General features: G+C 31.7%; 14 protein-coding genes, 2 pseudogenes and 1 riboswitch. Of the genes and pseudogenes, 12 read left to right on the forward strand and 4 right to left on the reverse strand.

The window, feature by feature from the left end; all coding sequences use genetic code 11:
- Window positions 1–82: 82 nt before the first annotated feature.
- Together AC1Q7N_RS04490 and AC1Q7N_RS04495 are read left to right on the forward strand one after the other, a co-directional pair.
- Window positions 83–2,341, forward strand: coding sequence for an ATP-binding cassette domain-containing protein (locus AC1Q7N_RS04490; protein WP_002467881.1), 2,259 nt, complete (start codon window positions 83–85; stop codon window positions 2,339–2,341).
- Between the two features lie 236 nt (window positions 2,342–2,577).
- Window positions 2,578–2,679 (forward strand): winged helix-turn-helix transcriptional regulator, encoded by a 102-nt coding sequence (locus AC1Q7N_RS04495; protein WP_002494359.1) that lies wholly within the window; start codon window positions 2,578–2,580, stop codon window positions 2,677–2,679.
- Window positions 2,680–2,836: 157 nt separating this feature from the next.
- Here AC1Q7N_RS04495 and AC1Q7N_RS04500 read toward each other — a convergent pair.
- Window positions 2,837–3,395, reverse strand: a pseudogene (locus AC1Q7N_RS04500) (zinc-binding dehydrogenase); the annotation flags it as partial.
- Between the two features lie 120 nt (window positions 3,396–3,515).
- On the opposite strand from AC1Q7N_RS04500, the pseudogene AC1Q7N_RS04505 reads away from it, so the two are divergent.
- The 3 genes and pseudogenes from AC1Q7N_RS04505 to fabI form a co-directional block, all read left to right on the forward strand.
- A pseudogene (locus tag AC1Q7N_RS04505) lies at window positions 3,516–3,829 on the forward strand (recombinase family protein); the annotation flags it as partial.
- 130 nt (window positions 3,830–3,959) lie between these two features.
- On the forward strand, window positions 3,960–4,331 hold the full coding sequence (gene tnpA, locus AC1Q7N_RS04510; RefSeq protein WP_001829249.1) for an IS200/IS605 family transposase: 372 nt from the start codon (window positions 3,960–3,962) through the stop codon (window positions 4,329–4,331).
- A 221-nt stretch (window positions 4,332–4,552) separates the two neighbouring features.
- The gene (gene fabI / locus AC1Q7N_RS04515) at window positions 4,553–5,323 is read left to right on the forward strand and encodes an enoyl-ACP reductase FabI (protein WP_001829254.1); all 771 of its coding nucleotides are present in this window, start codon (window positions 4,553–4,555) and stop codon (window positions 5,321–5,323) included.
- A gap of 396 nt (window positions 5,324–5,719) precedes the next feature.
- Here the strand turns inward: fabI and cozEa are convergent, their stop codons facing one another.
- Window positions 5,720–6,805, reverse strand: coding sequence for a lipoteichoic acid biosynthesis protein CozEa (gene cozEa / locus AC1Q7N_RS04520; RefSeq protein WP_001829303.1), 1,086 nt, complete (start codon window positions 6,803–6,805; stop codon window positions 5,720–5,722).
- 224 nt (window positions 6,806–7,029) lie between these two features.
- Between cozEa and AC1Q7N_RS04525 the strand changes: the two genes are divergently transcribed.
- Both AC1Q7N_RS04525 and AC1Q7N_RS04530 read left to right on the forward strand, forming a co-directional pair.
- The gene (locus tag AC1Q7N_RS04525; RefSeq protein WP_001832657.1) at window positions 7,030–7,785 is read left to right on the forward strand and encodes an esterase family protein; all 756 of its coding nucleotides are present in this window, start codon (window positions 7,030–7,032) and stop codon (window positions 7,783–7,785) included.
- 152 nt (window positions 7,786–7,937) lie between these two features.
- On the forward strand, window positions 7,938–8,447 hold the full coding sequence (locus AC1Q7N_RS04530) for a YjcG family protein (protein ID WP_001829296.1): 510 nt from the start codon (window positions 7,938–7,940) through the stop codon (window positions 8,445–8,447).
- A 263-nt stretch (window positions 8,448–8,710) separates the two neighbouring features.
- Here the strand turns inward: AC1Q7N_RS04530 and ltaA are convergent, their stop codons facing one another.
- Together ltaA and AC1Q7N_RS04540 are read right to left on the reverse strand one after the other, a co-directional pair.
- The gene (ltaA, locus tag AC1Q7N_RS04535; RefSeq protein WP_002494345.1) at window positions 8,711–9,904 is read right to left on the reverse strand and encodes a lipoteichoic acid biosynthesis MFS flippase LtaA; all 1,194 of its coding nucleotides are present in this window, start codon (window positions 9,902–9,904) and stop codon (window positions 8,711–8,713) included.
- Window positions 9,882–11,057, reverse strand: coding sequence for a diglucosyl diacylglycerol synthase (locus tag AC1Q7N_RS04540; RefSeq protein WP_001829298.1), 1,176 nt, complete (start codon window positions 11,055–11,057; stop codon window positions 9,882–9,884). Before AC1Q7N_RS04540 ends, ltaA begins: the two co-directional genes overlap by 23 nt.
- A gap of 520 nt (window positions 11,058–11,577) precedes the next feature.
- Between AC1Q7N_RS04540 and AC1Q7N_RS04545 the strand changes: the two genes are divergently transcribed.
- The 5 genes from AC1Q7N_RS04545 (at window position 11,578) to AC1Q7N_RS04565 (ending at window position 17,946) form a co-directional block, all read left to right on the forward strand.
- A complete protein-coding gene (locus AC1Q7N_RS04545; RefSeq protein WP_001829323.1) occupies window positions 11,578–13,062 on the forward strand; it encodes a UDP-N-acetylmuramoyl-L-alanyl-D-glutamate--L-lysine ligase in 1,485 nt (494 codons plus the stop codon).
- Window positions 13,052–13,297 (forward strand): YueH family protein, encoded by a 246-nt coding sequence (locus AC1Q7N_RS04550; RefSeq protein WP_002456622.1) that lies wholly within the window; start codon window positions 13,052–13,054, stop codon window positions 13,295–13,297. Before AC1Q7N_RS04545 ends, AC1Q7N_RS04550 begins: the two co-directional genes overlap by 11 nt.
- A 3-nt stretch (window positions 13,298–13,300) precedes the next feature.
- Window positions 13,301–14,863: a peptide chain release factor 3 gene (locus AC1Q7N_RS04555; protein WP_002446117.1), complete on the forward strand. Its 1,563-nt coding sequence runs from the start codon at window positions 13,301–13,303 to the stop codon at window positions 14,861–14,863.
- Window positions 14,864–14,976: 113 nt separating this feature from the next.
- A riboswitch (yybP-ykoY riboswitch) is annotated at window positions 14,977–15,100 on the forward strand.
- 71 nt (window positions 15,101–15,171) lie between these two features.
- On the forward strand, window positions 15,172–15,978 hold the full coding sequence (locus tag AC1Q7N_RS04560; RefSeq protein ID WP_002439148.1) for a TerC family protein: 807 nt from the start codon (window positions 15,172–15,174) through the stop codon (window positions 15,976–15,978).
- Window positions 15,979–16,188: 210 nt separating this feature from the next.
- Window positions 16,189–17,946: a S1C family serine protease gene (locus AC1Q7N_RS04565; RefSeq protein WP_001829335.1), complete on the forward strand. Its 1,758-nt coding sequence runs from the start codon at window positions 16,189–16,191 to the stop codon at window positions 17,944–17,946.
- The last annotated feature ends 10 nt before the right edge of the window (window positions 17,947–17,956 follow it).

A 17,956-nucleotide genomic window follows, 5' to 3' on the forward strand; every position in this document is an offset into this window, starting at 1 on the left:
TTGTCGTCTTTTGAATGAGTAGTTAATCATTGATTAATATGCAATAATCAATGTTGTAAAGATTATAAAAGGAGGGCACTTAATGGATTTTATTAATATTACAGGTGCTTCACAAAATAACTTGAAAAACATAGATGTAAATATCCCAAAACACTTAGTAACTGTATTTACAGGACGTTCTGGTTCAGGGAAATCATCTTTAGTGTTTAATACTGTTGCTGCGGAATCTGAACAGCTACTAAATGAAAGTTACTCCAGTTATATCCAATTTCATTTAAATCAACAACCCAGACCGAAAGTAAAAAAAATTAAAAATCTTCCTGTAGCAATGACGATTAATCAGAAAAGATTCAATGGGAATTCTCGCTCCACGGTAGGAACAGTTTCAGATATATATGCTTCTGTTAGATTACTGTGGTCTAGAATAGGCGAACCGTTTGTTGGTTATTCAGATGCATATTCCTTCAATAGTCCTAAGGGCATGTGTAAAACTTGTGAGGGATTAGGATATATTGAAGACATTAACTTAGATGAATTGCTAGATTGGGATAAGTCTTTAAATGAAGGTGCAATAGACTTTCCTTCTTTTGGACCAGACAAAGAGCGTGGTAAAGCCTATCGAGATAGTGGTTTATTTGATAATAATAAAAAATTAAAAGACTATACAAAAGATGAATTAGAATTATTTTTATATCAAGAGCCAATGACGTTAAAAAATCCTCCTAAAGAATGGAGAAAGTCAGCTAAATATGTAGGTCTAATACCTAGATTCAGTAGAATATTTTTAGGCGATAAAGAATTTAATAAGAAACGCTACGCCAAACATCTTAAAAATGTAGTAAATAATAAAATATGTCCTACATGTAAAGGTCAACGTTTAAACTCGAAAATATTAAGTTCTAAAATTATGAGTAAAAATATTTCTGATTTCACACAAATGACAATTAAGGAAAATTTAGAGTTTCTTAATAAATTAGAGGATCCAACAGCTAAATATATTATTGATCCTCTCAAAAAGCAGTTAGAAGCACTAGAATATATTGGATTAAGTTATTTAACGCTTAACCGTGTCACAACGACATTATCAGGCGGTGAAGCGCAACGTCTTAAATTAATACGTCATTTAAATAGTTCTTTATCGGATTTAGTTTACATTATAGATGAACCAAGTGTTGGTTTGCATCCGGAAGATATAGCTAAGATTAATGAAATTTTAAAATCTTTAAAAGACAAAGGCAATACTGTGTTAATTGTTGAACATGATCCCGATGTTATTAAAGAAGGAGACTATATCATAGATATGGGACCAGGTTCAGGAAAAAACGGTGGTGAAATCACATTTGAAGGAACATATAATGAATTACTATCTTCAAATACTTCTACAGGTAACGCATTACGTAACAAACATAATTTAAAAGAGAATATTCGTGAAGCTAACCACTTTTATAATATCGGTCCTGTGACACAAAACAATTTAAATAACGTAAAAACGTCTATACCTAAACACGTATTAACAGTCTTAACAGGTGTTGCTGGTTCAGGTAAGAGTACCCTTGTTAAAGCAGGTTTTGAAAATAATGACCATACCATCTTTATTGATCAAAAAGCAGTTCAAGGATCTAATAGATCTAATCTATTAACGTATTTAGGTGTTTTTGATAGTGTAAGAAGCTATTTCAGTAAAGAAACAGGCTTAAATAAAGCTATGTTTAGTTATAATTCAAAAGGTGCCTGTCCAAATTGTGGTGGAAAGGGCTATATTAAAACGGAACTTGCTTTTATGGGTGATTTTTCACAGACATGTGAAGTTTGTCATGGCAAACGTTATAAACAAGAAGTATTAGATGCTACCATAGACGGGTATTCAATTGCCGATGTTCTCAATTTGACGGTTGACGAAGGTATCATTTTCTTTGATAAAAAGAATGATATTAAGTCAAAATTACAATCTGTAAGTAAGACAGGTTTGAATTATATGTCACTAGGACAACCTTTGTCCACTTTGTCTGGTGGAGAGATTCAACGCGTGAAACTAGGACAACATTTAGATGAAGAGATAAAGAATAGTATTTTTATTTTTGACGAACCAACTACAGGCCTACATGAATCGGATATCCCTATATTGATGGAGTGTTTTGATGATTTAATTGATCAAAACAATACTGTTATTTTGATTGAACATAATTTATCGATTATGTGTGAAGCAGATTGGATCATCGATGTCGGCCCAGGCCCAGGGTTGGATGGCGGAAAGGTCCAATTTAGTGGAACACCTAAAAACTTCATTGATAGTTCAGAAACATTGACATCTAAACACTTGAAACGCTATATCAAACAGTAAAAATAGAAGAGTTGGATGAGTTTATATTTATTATATTCAATCAACTCTTTTCTCATCCTAGGTTCTTTCAATATAAAAATGTTGAACATCATAACAAGAAATTTTATACATCTAAAGATTTAGCTTTATCTGTTATTTGAGGAAAATGGAAAACACCTATCATATATCAGTTATTACAAACAGAAGTTTTACGACTTAGTGTTTTTGAAAAATTGTTGCCTGAGATTAATTAAAGAATGCTTATTAGACAGCTTAGAGAATTAGAGCATGATGAAATTATTGAAAGAATTGTCAATTCAGTAGTTCCACAAAAGTTGAGTATAAGTAAACGAACATAGGAAAACACTAGATAAAGTAGTTTATGCAATTTGTGATTGGGGGGATGAATTTCTGGAAAAAATTTCTAAATATAAAAATGTTAAAATTTAAATATATATGTAAAAGACGCCTCAACTTTGAATGAGTTATTCAAAGTAAGGCGTCTTTATCTATATGTTATTGTGGTTTTAAAATGACTTTAACATTATTATCTTTTTTCTGATCAAAGATATCATAACTTCTTTTACATCTTTTAAAGGCATAGTATGAGTGATAATTTCTGTTGGATCAAAGACTTTATTTTAATCATGTCATAAAGTTTTGGCATCATATGAATAACTGGCGCTTGTCCACTTTTCACTTGAACATTTCTATTAAATATTAAGTCTAATTGGGAGTTATCAGCTGCAGTTCCATAGACACCTATCAATTGGATTGTTCCATATTTTCTCACTGATTCTGTTGCCGTAACAATTGGGCTGATATTTCCTCTCTGTATTGAATTTGAGCTAACTTCTAAGTCATCTTGAACTACTTGTTCATCTATTCCGACACAATCTATAACAACATCTGCACCACCGCGTGTTGTTTCATGTAATAGTTTTCCTACGTCATCTTCTTTTAAAAAATTATAAACCTCAGCACCGTTATATTTCTCGGTATGAGCTAATCTATGCTCAACATGATCAATGGCAATGACACGTCTGGCACTTTTTAATTTTGCAAACCTTTGTGCTTTTTAGTAATTTAAACTGCTCAAATATCTATAACTAAACGAAGAAATAAAAATACCAAACTACATCCTATTGTATAGATTTTTTGCATTATATATATAAAATTAGAAAAGTAAAATTTAATGATTGTTGGTTATGCGAGAGTATCATCTATAAAACAAAATTTAGAAAGACAGCTAGCTAATTTGTAAACATTTGGCTTAGAAAAAATATTTACAGAAAAAGATCGGGAAAGTCAGTAGAAAACAGACCTATATTTCTATAAGCACTTAATTTTGTGAGAAAGGGAGATAGATTTGTTGTAGAGTCTATTGACCGTTTGGGACGGAATTATGATGAAGTGATTCATACCGTTAATTATTTAAAAGACAAAGAGGTTCAATTGATGATTACCAGCTTGCCTAGGATGGATGAAGTCATTGGTAAGCCATTACTGTATATAGAAAGCCATGCGTTATGTGTATGGTTCAGAAAAGGTTTTACCGTTATCTAAAAAAACATCTCATCATGCTAGAATATATATTGGCCAGCCAACCAAAATATTCAACACGAGGAGATGCTTTTTAATGTCATCTGACACAAACAGTTTAGCACATACAAAATGGAATTGTAAGTATCACATAGTCTTTGCACCAAAATATAGAAGACAAGTGATATATGGAAAAATCAAAAGAGATATTGGAGTGATTTTACGTCAACTATGTGAAAGAAAAGGCGTAGAAATAATAGAAGCAGAAGCATGTAAATACCCAGTTGGTGTTGTTGAAGATCAAATATACTATTTCAATGAAGATAATATTGATAACGTTATATTTGAGGGCTATTCTGATCAAGATGAAACAAGATTTCAAGAATTATTTAAAGAGATGATGGGTAATTTGGATGAAGATATTAAACGTGGGACTGTTCAACAAAAAGATAGTTACGGATTGATTTAACATAAGTCATAATTATCAGAGGTTACCTATAATAAAATAAGTTTGGTAAATTTTGTTCGTAAACCGTTAAAAATATACAGTGAATATGATTATTGTGGTCATTTTATTTTGCTTTATTATCAGGTACTAAAAATGTTAAACTATTAAGGGTATAAAGGGTTAGTAAACATAGAGTTAGCCAGCCTGTAGTAATAATCAATTTAAATTAAGGAGTCACTATCATGTTAAATCTAGAAAATAAAACCTACGTCATTATGGGTATTGCGAATAAACGTAGTATCGCATTTGGCGTCGCTAAAGTATTAGATCGATTAGGTGCTAAACTGGTATTTACATATCGTAAAGAACGCAGTCGTAAAGAATTAGAGAAATTATTAGAACAATTAAATCAATCTGAACATCATCTCTATGAAATTGATGTGCAGAATGATGAGGATATCATTAATGGTTTTTCTCAAATCGGAAAAGATGTAGGCCAGATTGATGGTGTTTATCACTCAATCGCATTTGCCAATATGGAAGATTTACGAGGTCGATTTTCAGAAACATCTCGCGAAGGTTTCTTACTTGCACAAGAAATTAGTTCATATTCACTTACTCTCGTAGCTCATGAAGCCAAAAAACTTATGCCTGAAGGTGGAAGTATTGTTGCGACGACTTATATTGGTGGTGAGGCAGCAGTTCAAAACTATAATGTTATGGGTGTAGCTAAAGCAAGTTTAGAGGCGAATGTTAAATATTTAGCTTTAGACTTAGGTGAAGATAATATTCGTGTCAATGCTATTTCTGCAGGGCCAATTCGTACTTTAAGTGCTAAAGGTGTAGGTGGATTTAATACAATTCTTAAAGAAATTGAAGCGAGAGCGCCGTTAAAACGCAACGTTGATCAAGAAGAAGTAGGTAAGACGGCTGCGTATTTATTAAGTGATCTTTCAAGTGGTGTAACTGGAGAGAACATCCACGTTGACGGTGGATTCCACGCAATTAAATAATTATTGATAAATTAAAAAATCAGATAGTATAATCTCACAATAGGTGTACAGGGATGATTTGAAATTAAAATCATCCCTGTTTTTGTGTATAAGAATGCGTTTTGACATTTAATTATTCAAGAAATAAATTGACAATCGACAATGTTGCTTTGATATTTATAATATATTTAAGGTATAAATATCAATTTTAGATGACACTATTTATTTTGTTGTTAGAAATGTATCGGAGGTTATAAATTTTATTAAATGCATCATTCCATATAAACAGTAGAAATGACGGAGTTTAATAAGAGGACATGTTTCATTGCTTACGTGTATAAAAAAGCCAAGGACATCTAATTATGTCCTTGGCTTGAATTGGTGGTATAATTTTCAATCTTATGATTATAACTATTATTAATCTTTAACATTACTATTTGCTTTATCGACAATACGTTGACGATATTTAAAAATGTTGCTCACTAATGTTTTGATTACAGCGTATAATGGAACTGCAACAAGAATGAGTGTGAAACCACCCAAATCTCCAGCTGCAAGTATGACAACAATAATAGTTAATGGATGAATGCTTAATGATTTACCCATTACGTTAGGAGTTATCACGTTACCTTCAAGTTGTTGTGCGATTAATGTTACGACACATACCCAAATAAAAGTTGAAGGGCCATCAATAATACCTAGTATCGCTGCCGGTGCAAAAGATAACCATGGACCTAAAAATGGTATTAAGTTAGCTACGCCGGCGAATAATACTAATAAAGGTGTATATGGTAATCCTATAATCGTATAACCTATATATAAAATAATACCTAAGATGATACTAACTGTCACTTGACCTTGAATATATGATTTTAAAGTGAAGTTTAAGTCTTTTAATAAATCTACAACAAAAACTTTACGTTCTCCTTTGAAAAATTTACCGATTGCTGGGATAAATTTTTCATGATCTTTTAGCATATATATCAGGAAGAAAGGCACCATTATTAATAAAAATACAGTTGAGATGAAAGACGTAATATATGACACTGAATTAGATAAAATAGACGTTGCGCCATCTCCCATGGATTTAACCGCTTTATTAATACGATGTGTGACATCATCTGGTAATTTATCCATTTGTCTTAACGAGAAATTAATTAATTGTTCGGCTTCTTTTTGTAATGATGGTGTTTGTTTAATTAAGTTATTAATATTGGAAATAATGATAGGTGCTATAAATGATACCACAATAGCGATGATAGCTATTAATCCTATGAATATTGTTGTTATACTAGCCCAACGTGGAAAGCCCCACTTTTCTAATATGTTTTGAAAAGGTAAACATATGTAAAAGAGAAATCCACTAATTAAAAATGGAAGGAAGACTGAACCAATGATAGTAGCTATTGGAGCAAATACTTCATGCACTTCCATAAATAGTTTGATGAGTATGAACAGCATAATAAAAAATATTCCTGTTCTAAACCAAACCTTATTGAACATAGATTGTGATCCTCCTATTTTATTCTTTTTCATACTCAATAAGTATATATCAAAACTCAGTCATTAAAAAGAGTAAATACTTTTACAATATAACTGCATGCACTTTATTTTTAATAAAATGAAAAAACTAGTATGAAATTAATTTGTATACGAGCTTGCTATAAATTTAAAAGTATTATAAGTATTGATACAATAGTATTAACATTACAAGGGAGCATCGGTTTATGTCGGAGTTTAAAGTAGGTAAGATTAATAAAAAAATAATACATAGTGATATTTTAAATAGAGATGTAACATTATCGGTTTATTTACCTGAGGATTATACAAACTTATTTAAATATCAGTTGATTTTTTGCTTTGATGGTTTAGATTTTTTTAGATTTGGTAGAATACAACGCATATATGAACAGTTACGTGAAGAACAATCAATACAACGTGCAATTATAGTAGGATTCCATTACGAAGATGTTGAAAAACGTAGGGAAGAATTTCATCCTTCAGGAAGTCGTTCTAATTTAACCATTAAAGCAATGGGAAAAGAAATTCTTCCTTATATCGATGCGACATTTCCAACTTATAAAGTAGGTAATACAAGGTTACTTATTGGAGATAGTTTAGCAGGAAGTATCGCTTTAATGACTGCAATGACTTACCCAACTATTTTTAGTCGAGTTGCGTTATTGAGCCCAATGTATAATGAAAATATTAAGAAAAAAATTGATACATGTATGAATAAAGGTCAATTGACGATATGGCATGCCATTGGTTTAGAAGAAGCAGATTTTATTTTACCAACTAATGGTAAAAGAGCTAACTTTTTAACACCTAACCGTGAATTAAATCAACTGATTAAAGAAGATAATATTGAATATTTCTATAAAGAATTTAACGGTGGACATCATTGGAAATCATGGAAACCATTGCTAGGAGATATTCTCTTACAATTTTTAGGTGATCCAATAAATGGAAAATATGTTTAATAAAGTAAGATAAATAAAATAGTATGTTAGCGAATGGTTGTTGAATGCGAAACACTATTAATTTCAGAAATGTAATTGTTTTCATGATAAAAGTAACGGTTTTCAAAAAGTTTTGATATAATAGGAATAAGTTAAACAAAGGAGGAATTTAAATGATTTTAGGATTAGCATTGGTTCCGTCAAAGTCATTTCAAGATGAGGTGAATGCTTATCGCAAGCGATATGACAATCATTATGCTCAAATAATGCCTCATATCACGATTAAACCTCAATTTGAAATCGATGATCATGATTTTAATTTAATTAAAAATGAAGTGAAAAATCGAATTTCTAGTATTAAACCAGTAGAAGTACATGCTACAAAGGCATCTAATTTCGCTCCAATCAGTAATGTTATATACTTCAAAGTTGCTAAAACAGAGTCATTAGATCAATTATTTAATCAATTTAATACAGAAGATTTTTACGGTACAGCTGAACATCCTTTTGTACCACATTTTACAATTGCCCAAGGTCTAACAAGTCAAGAATTTGAAGATATATATGGTCAAGTAAAATTAGCAGGGGTAGACCATAGAGAAATAATTGAAGAACTATCGTTACTTCAATATAGTGAAGAAGAGGACAAATGGACTATTATTGAAACTTTTACATTAGGATAAAAAGTTCAAAATTGTAAAGTGAAATTGAATTTACAGAATCATTATTGTTAAATACGTGAAGAGCGCTTAATCAACTAAAAACGCCAAATCCTATTGTGTTTCAGTGGGATTTGGCGTTTTTATATGAAACATAATTATATTGTATAGTTAATCATTCAAAAAGATTAATGTACGTTTTATATTGAATATTCATATTTCAAATGCATATGAATGACGTTTCATTAATATATACAACTAATCTTTATATAAACGATTTATAGATTTTAAGGTTTAACCCTTCTGTTTGTTTTAATAAAGTAATATCCGTAAAATACTGCAAGTGCAAGAAAAATCATCGCTGAAAAGTAAAAGGTATTATTTAAATTATTAGTAAATTGAGTAATTAGACCTCCGACTAGTGGGCCTATCATTGAACCGAAGCCTTGAACACTGTTGAACACGCCCCATGTTTCTTCCTGTTCGTTAGGATTAATATGCCCAGCCATAAAGGTATTCCAAGCCGGTAAGAGGATACCGTACATTAGCCCAATAAAAAGTCCTATGGCCCAAACTATATATATATTTGTAATTGTAGATAGCCCGAATATAAGAATTGTATATAGTATAAAGCCACTAAAAATAACTCCATACATAAACCCTTTGCTATTATTGTCGATGATTTTTGATAAAAATAACATAGAGAAAGCACAGCCTATGCCACCAATAATGATTGCTACTGTATATTCAACGGTTGATACTTTCACAACTTGCGTTGCATATTTTGGAAGAATAGGTACAAGTGCTGCTATAGCTGCTCCTTGTAACAAGATACCCGGAAATAGAATAAGATGACGTTGTGTAACATCTACAATTTGCTTTAATTGTGCTTTCACAGGTTTAGTATTGTAATTTGTTAAGTTGATATTAACAAAATAGTATAGTACCCAGGCAATAAGCACAACCAAGGCCATTAAAAATGCAAAACGAGTAGGATGGAATTTAATAAGCAAGTTCATGATAACCATACCCACCAATAAACCTAGCAACCATGAAAAGTAGACATAACCCATTTGTTTGCCGCGATTTCTTTCATCTACACTAGATAACATGATAACCCAAATCGGACTCACAGCAATTCCTAACATAATAGCACTGAAAATAATTATGAATGGTGATGCCGGGAACCATATCACTAAAAACAAGCTTATAAAAGCAAGTAAGAATCCAGATGTAAGTACTAATTTTGAACCAAATTTTTTAAGTAAAAAGCCGATGACAAAATTTGTTGCAGCATCTGCGATAAAGTGAATGGAAAAAGCAAATGATGTGATTGCTATTGCGATAGAGGTCACTGTAGGTAAAAAGTTTATATAACTTAGTATGTACATACCTCTTGCAAATTCCATCAGAAACAGAATTACCAACATCATAACAAAGTTTCTGTTACTTGAGTAATTACTTGACGAAGAATCTTGCATACAAAGGAACCTTTCCATAGATTTCATCCGGTTGAGATGAGTGACCTATTAAATCTAATAAATCTTTACAAATCTTTCTAGTAGAATATCCTACCTTTGATTCTAGCATTTTAGATGACATAACCTTTAAAGTCTCTTCGTTATTTGTTAAGTCAGAAACAATATCAATTGCCTCATTTGGAGTATCTGCTATTTTTCCAAATCCTTTACTTTCAAAGTAATATGCATTTTCAAGTTCTTGACCGGGTGCAGGGTTTAAAAAAATCATAGGAATACAACGACTAAGTCCTTCGGAAATTGTGATACCACCAGGTTTTGTAATCATTAGTTGGCTTGATGCCATCCACTCATTCATGTGATTTGTATATCCTAATATTATTACACTTGGATTATCTTTGAACTTAGCTTTTAATGAACGTTTAAGTTCCTTACTACGTCCACAAATCATGACCACTTGCGAATTTGGACTTTTTTCTAAAATATTATTAATCATATAGTCAAAGCCTTTTGAAACACCAAATGCACCTGCTGACATTAATATAGTAGGTTTTGAAGGGTCTAAATGTTGTTGCGATAACCATTCTTCTTTATCAATAGATTCTTCAAATTTATCAGCAATAGGAATGCCCGTCACTTTAATATATGAAGCAGGAACACCAGCTTCAATGAAATCATCTTTAGTATCTTTTGTTGCTACATAATATCTTTGTGAATATGGTGTAATCCAATTTTTATGCATGCGATAATCTGTCATAACTGTCGCAATAGGGATATTTATATTAAATTGTTCGGTCAACACTGACATCACAGGTGTTGGAAATGTTAATAATATGAGATCAGGCTTTTCTTTAATAAGTAAGTTGATGAGTTTATTTAATCCATAATATTTATAAAAACATTTATCGAGCTCATTAGGGCGACTATAATAAAATCGTTTATATGTATTTCTAAAATATTTAAAGCTATTGATATACCATTTCTTACATATAGAAGTCATAATTGGATGAGCTTCCATAAACAAATCATGTTGAATGACTGATAAATGATTGAGATTCATCTCATTCAATTGGTTGACAATACTTTGCGTGACTTGCATATGACCGTTACCAAATGATCCAGTAATAATCAATATCTTTTTATTTTGAGTAACCATTTATAGCCACCCTCCGTTAATTTTTAAAATTTATAATAATTGTAACGTATTTTCATGCATTGTAAAAGGAAAAGAAGTGTACCATTTATTGTATTTAAATACTATAAATAAGGCGTACAATACCATGCTTTGTCGTAAATTTGCTTTATAAAGTGTTCATTATTTATTAAGTATGGTTGCAAGGTAACGAAACTAAATTTGAACACATTCTGCACGATTTTAGTATTGTCTTCAAAAAATCTTAGTATTTGCTATATATTATGTTAATACATGTATATCTTAGCATTATTTAAATAAGGAATGAATTATTTAAAGGTGAGCGCAACAAAATTTTAAGTATATTTTAACACTACCTTAACAGTCTTTAATGAATGATTTTATCACTATCTAATAGAACGTGATTCGGATATATTACGTCAATTATGATTAAAAATAAATTAATAAGACTTATAATTATAAATTTATCAACGATAATAAAACGTGTATAATAGACTTATTGTAAAAAAAGGAGCGATACATTTTGAATGCAAGTGCGTTGTTCAAAAAAATTAGAGTAAAAAATGTAATTGGTACATTAGATATACAGGTGGACGATATTACCACTGACTCACGTACAGCTAAAGAGGGAAGTCTATTTGTAGCATCTAAAGGATATACGGTAGATAGTCATAAGTTTTGTCAAAATGTAGTAGATCAAGGTTGTGGTATTGTTGTTGTCAATAGAGAACTCGAACTTAAAGGTAATGTGACGCAAGTCGTTGTTCCCGATACTTTACGTGTTGCAAGTCTATTGGCACATGAATTATACGAGTTTCCTAGTCATCAACTGACGACATATGGTGTTACGGGGACGAACGGTAAGACATCGATTGCAACTATGATTCATTTAATTTATAGAAAATTGAATAAAAATAGTGCATATCTAGGTACGAATGGATTTCAAGTTAATGAAACAAAAACAAAAGGTGCGAATACAACACCAGAAACAGTAGCATTAACAAAAAAGATCAAAGAAGCAGTTGATGCCAATGCAGAAGCAATGACGATGGAAGTTTCTAGTCATGGATTAGCCTTAGGTCGACTTAGAGGCGTAGAGTTTGACGTTGCTATCTTTTCAAACTTGACTCAAGATCATTTAGACTTTCATGGAACTATGGAAGCATATGGACATGCTAAATCGTTATTATTTAGCCAGTTAGGTGAAGATTTGTCTAAAGAAAAATATGTTGTATTAAATAATGATGATGACTTCTCCGATTATTTAGCAAGTGTGACACCCTATGAAGTATTTACATATGGTATTACTCACGAAGCACAATTTATGGCTAAAAACATTAAAGAATCATTGCAAGGTGTAGAATTTGAATTTTGTACTCCATTTGGAAGTTTTCCAGTTAAATCTCCTTATGTAGGTAGGTTTAACATTTCAAATATTATGGCTGCTATGATTGCGGTTTGGAGTAAGGGAACAAATTTAAATGAAATTATTAATGCTGTTACTGAGCTTGAACCTGTAGAGGGGCGCTTAGAAGTACTTGATCCATCACTTCCTATAGATTTGATTATAGATTATGCACATACAGCTGATGGTATGAATAAACTGATTGATGCTGTACAACCATTTGTTAAACAAAAGCTAATCTTTTTAGTAGGTATGGCTGGGGAAAGAGATTTAACGAAAACACCTGAGATGGGGAGAGTAGCATGTCGAGCAGATTATGTTATTTTTACTCCAGATAATCCTGCTAACGATGATCCTAAAATGTTGACAGCTGAATTAGCTAAAGGTGCAACGCATAACAATTATATAGAGTTTGATGACCGTGCAGAAGGTATTAGACACGCGATTGATATTGCTGAACCAGGTGATACAGTTGTTTTGGCCTCAAAAGGTCGAGAGCCTTATCAAATTATGCCTGGTCATGTTAAAGTCCCACATCGCGATGACTTAATTGGCTTAAAAGCAGCATATCAAAAATTTGGTGGTGGACCTCTTGAGGATTAAATCACTTCAGTTTCATGGAATGATGATGAACGTATATCATTATCATTCTAATGATTTAATCATGTTAGCTATTCCAGAACTTTTTTGGTCCATTGAGTTATCCAAAGAGTTAGATGCAAATCAGCTATATGAGGAATTAGTGATGCAATTATTCAATTTGTTGACTGAAGTTGAAGCAGATGCATTGGCACGTAATATAACTGATTTGATTAGAAATGAATCCAAAGGAGAATGATAAATGAATTTAAAAGAAGAAATAGAGTCAAGAAAGACATTTGCCATCATTTCACACCCTGATGCTGGTAAAACAACTTTAACTGAAAAATTGTTGTATTTCAGTGGAGCGATTCGTGAAGCTGGGACAGTTAAAGGGAAAAAGACGGGTAAATTTGCAACAAGTGATTGGATGAAGGTAGAACAAGAACGTGGTATCTCAGTTACAAGCTCTGTAATGCAATTTGATTATGATGATTATAAGATAAATATTTTAGATACGCCCGGGCATGAAGATTTTTCAGAGGATACGTATCGTACATTAATGGCAGTAGATAGTGCAGTTATGGTTATTGACTGTGCAAAAGGTATAGAACCACAAACATTAAAATTATTTAAAGTTTGTAAAATGCGAGGTATCCCTATTTTTACATTCATCAATAAATTGGATAGAGTAGGTAAAGAGCCATTTGAATTACTTGATGAAATAGAAGAAACACTTAATATTGACACTTATCCAATGAATTGGCCTGTTGGTATGGGACAAAATTTCTTTGGTATTATTGATAGACACTCTAAAACGATTGAACCATTTAGAGATGAAGAAAATTTATTACATTTAAACGAAGATTACGAACTTAAAGAAGAACACGCGATAAAAAATGATAGTGCATTTGAACAAGCAATTGAAGAAATGATGCTTGTCGATGAAGCGGGTGAAGCATTTGATAATGAAGCGTTACTGAACGGTGAATTAACACCTGTTTTCTTTGGATCGGCATTAGCAAACTTCGGCGTACAAAATTTCTTAAATGCATACGTTGATCATGCGCCAATGCCTAATGCGAGACAAACTAAAGAAGAGGTTGATGTTAGTCCATTCGACACAGATTTTTCTGGGTTTATCTTTAAAATTCAAGCCAATATGGATCCAAAGCATCGTGACAGAATTGCATTTATGCGCGTGGTAAGTGGTGCGTTTGAAAGAGGAATGGATGTAACCTTACAAAGAACTAATAAAAAACAAAAAATAACTCGTTCCACATCATTTATGGCCGATGATAAAGAAACTGTTAATCATGCTGTAGCAGGCGATATTATTGGTTTGTATGATACAGGTAACTATCAAATAGGCGATACTTTAGTTGGTGGTAAGCAGAAATATAGTTTCCAAGAGTTACCACAATTTACTCCAGAAATATTTATGAAGGTTTCTGCCAAAAATGTAATGAAACAAAAGCATTTTCATAAAGGGATTGAACAGCTTGTTCAAGAAGGTGCAATTCAATATTATAAAACGTTGCACACAAATCAAATTATCTTAGGTGCTGTGGGTCAATTACAATTTGAGGTGTTTGAACACCGCATGAATAATGAATATAATGTAGATGTGGTTATGGAACCAGTTGGACGTAAAATTGCGCGTTGGATTGAAAATGAAGAAGATATTAAAGATAATATGAATACTTCTAGATCAATTTTAGTAAAAGATAGATACGACAATTATGTATTCCTATTTGAAAATGAATTTGCAACGCGTTGGTTTGAAGAAAAATTCTCTGATATTAAACTGTATAGTTTATTATAATTGAATGTTTAAACATATCACTATTCGGGCACACCATAGTATATGAAAAATGTTTATATTGCTATGCAGTGTCATAGTATGTATACTGAAAATAACAAATAAATACCTATGACAAAACTGTCAGAGGGGAGTAACTTGAGAATAGTTATTGAATGCATTTAAACCGATAATAACTATTCAACACTTTGTCGTCATTACGAAGATAAGTCTTCCGGTAAAGTGGGCAAAACTATTGCTAAGTGAGACCTTTGCTATTAAATTAGCATAGGTCTCTTTATTTGTATTTAAACTAAAAGGAGTTGTCCACAATGGATCCGAGTTTGATTTTACCTTATTTATGGGTACTTTTAGTACTTGTATTTTTAGAAGGATTATTAGCAGCTGATAATGCAATTGTAATGGCGGTAATGGTTAAACATCTACCACCTAAACAACGTAAAAAAGCACTTTTTTATGGCCTATTAGGTGCATTCATTTTTAGATTTATTGCTTTATTTTTAATAAGTATTATTGCAAACTTCTGGTGGATTCAAGCAGCAGGTGCTGTTTACTTAATCTATATGTCTATTAAAAATTTATGGCAATTTTTCCATCAGTCAAATGAAAAACACCATAAAGAAACAGGAGACGAACATCATTTCGATGAAACAGGCAACGAAAAAGAAGTAGGCCCTAAATCTTTTTGGGGAACAGTATTTAAAGTTGAATTCGCTGATATCGCGTTTGCAATTGATTCGATGCTTGCCGCATTAGCCATAGCCGTTACATTACCAAAAGTTGGCATACATTTTGGTGGTATGGACTTAGGCCAATTTATTGTTATGTTCCTTGGTGGAATGATAGGTGTCATCTTGATGAGATTTGCAGCAACTTGGTTTGTAGAATTGTTGAATAAATATCCAGGACTTGAAGGTGCTGCGTTTGCAATTGTAGGTTGGGTAGGTATTAAACTTGTTATAATGGTACTTGCACATCCTGATATTGGCGTTTTACCAGAAGCATTTCCACATAGTGCTTTATGGCAAACAATCTTCTGGGTAGTATTAGTTGGCTTAGTTTTAATAGGATGGTTAACTTCAGCAATTGGCAACAAGAAAAAAGGTAATCAAAAATAATTTGATTGATATGCTAGAACCTTTGCTTAATAATAATTTAAGTGGAGGTTCTTTTTATTTTAATTTTTATTAGAACATTGCAGTTTTATAGTTAAAATATTAAACTTTAGATTATAAACGAATTTAAAATGATGATGATATATAGTATTAAAATAACTTGAATTTTACAGATAAAGAATGAGTTAAAGAAACTATAGGAGTGGTCTTCTAGTGGATAACAATAAAAAACAAGTCATACCACGCAGTCAATATCGACGTAAAAGACGTGAATACTTTCATAACGTAGAGCGAGAAGAGCGCATAAGACGTGAGAAAATAGAGAAGGAAAATCAAGCTAAAAGAGAACAACATCAAACTAAAGTCAATGAGGAACGTGTTAAAGATAATTTGAGAAAAGCAAGAATAGAGAAGCTGACACAAGAAGAAATACATCAACAACGTGATGATAAAAGTTATAAACAAAAAACTTTAAATCAAAATAATCAAATGAATAAATCTAAAGACGACGATAATAAAATTGGAGAAGAAAGTCTACATGATGTGCGAGTTTCAAGTGATACCTCCACTTTACCGCATCAAAATAAGTCAATAAAAGACTATGATGATTCTGGAAACGAAAGTAAACAACATACTAAATTGACTTCAAAGGAATCTATGCTAGGCGTAAATTCTAATCATACTGAGCAAGATTCAAGAAGTACACAACCATATTCTTCAAAACATAGCTATTCACAACCAAAAGATAAAGACAACGATAATACTCAACAAGCGCAATTTCTTAAAAAAGAAGACAAACAACGTAACAGAGCCGAAAATATAAAAAAAGTTAATGAATTTAAACAATTGGTGGTAGCTTTCTTTAAAGAACACTGGCCTAAAATGTTAATTATTATCGGTATTATAGTATTACTTTTAATATTAAATGCCATATTCACTACAGTTAATAAAAATGATCATACAAATGATAGTGCATTTAACGGTACAGCTAAAGATGAAACAACAGCGATGAAAATTGCTGAAAACTCTGTTAAGTCAGTTGTAACTGTCGAGAATGATTTGTCTAATGACACGACTGTGTCTGATAACAAAAATGAATCTGATAATGAGATAGGATCAGGTGTCGTCTACAAAAAAGTGGGCGACTCTATTTATATTTTTACTAATGCACACGTTGTCGGTGATCAAGAAAAACAAAAAGTAACATATGGTAATGATAAATCTGTGACAGGTAAGGTAATTGGTAAAGATAAATGGTCTGATTTAGCAGTTGTAAAAGCTAAAGTTGCTGACGAAAATATTAAACCAATGACTATGGGGGATTCTAATAATATTAAATTGGCTGAACCTATTTTAGTTATAGGCAATCCTCTAGGCACAGACTTTAAAGGAAGTGTTTCTCAAGGTATTGTGTCTGGACTCAATCGTCATGTACCTGTGGACATTGATAAAAATGATAATTATGATGCTTTGATGAAAGCTTTTCAAATTGATGCGCCTGTGAACCCAGGAAATTCAGGTGGTGCTGTGGTCGATAGAGACGGTAGACTCATAGGTATAGTTTCTTTAAAAATTGATATGCATAATGTAGAAGGAATGGCTTTTGCGATACCTATTAATGATGTACGTAAGATTGCGAAAGAATTAGAGCATAAAGGTAAAGTGAACTACCCCAATACTGAAATCAAAATCAAAAATGTTGGTGACCTTGACGATTCTGAACGTAATGCAATCAACTTACCAGCTAAAGTGAATCATGGTGTATTAATCGGTGAAGTGAAAGAAAATGGTTTAGGAGACAAAGCAGGTTTAAAAAAAGGTGATGTAATAGTAGAATTAGATGGTAAGAAGATTGAAGATAACTTACGATATAGACAAGTCATATATAGTCATTATGATGATCAAAAAACAATTACTGCTAAAATTTATCGAAATGGTGCGGAGAAAAATATTAAAATCAAATTGAAATAAATGTTGAGGT

Source organism: Staphylococcus sp. GW823-FHT05F06 (genome assembly GCF_058795495.1).

Bases quoted from the DNA above. Each gene is read 5' to 3' on its own strand.
- AC1Q7N_RS04490 (WP_002467881.1), top strand. From the start codon at position 83: ATGGATTTTATTAATATTACAGGTGCTTCACAAAATAACTTGAAAAAC.
- AC1Q7N_RS04495 (WP_002494359.1), top strand. From the start codon at position 2,578: ATGCTTATTAGACAGCTTAGAGAATTAGAGCATGATGAAATTATTGAA.
- tnpA (WP_001829249.1), top strand. From the start codon at position 3,960: ATGTCATCTGACACAAACAGTTTAGCACATACAAAATGGAATTGTAAG.
- fabI (WP_001829254.1), top strand. From the start codon at position 4,553: ATGTTAAATCTAGAAAATAAAACCTACGTCATTATGGGTATTGCGAAT.
- cozEa (WP_001829303.1), bottom strand. From the start codon at position 6,805: ATGTTCAATAAGGTTTGGTTTAGAACAGGAATATTTTTTATTATGCTG.
- AC1Q7N_RS04525 (WP_001832657.1), top strand. From the start codon at position 7,030: ATGTCGGAGTTTAAAGTAGGTAAGATTAATAAAAAAATAATACATAGT.
- AC1Q7N_RS04530 (WP_001829296.1), top strand. From the start codon at position 7,938: ATGATTTTAGGATTAGCATTGGTTCCGTCAAAGTCATTTCAAGATGAG.
- ltaA (WP_002494345.1), bottom strand. From the start codon at position 9,904: ATGCAAGATTCTTCGTCAAGTAATTACTCAAGTAACAGAAACTTTGTT.
- AC1Q7N_RS04540 (WP_001829298.1), bottom strand. From the start codon at position 11,057: ATGGTTACTCAAAATAAAAAGATATTGATTATTACTGGATCATTTGGT.
- AC1Q7N_RS04555 (WP_002446117.1), top strand. From the start codon at position 13,301: ATGAATTTAAAAGAAGAAATAGAGTCAAGAAAGACATTTGCCATCATT.
- AC1Q7N_RS04560 (WP_002439148.1), top strand. From the start codon at position 15,172: ATGGATCCGAGTTTGATTTTACCTTATTTATGGGTACTTTTAGTACTT.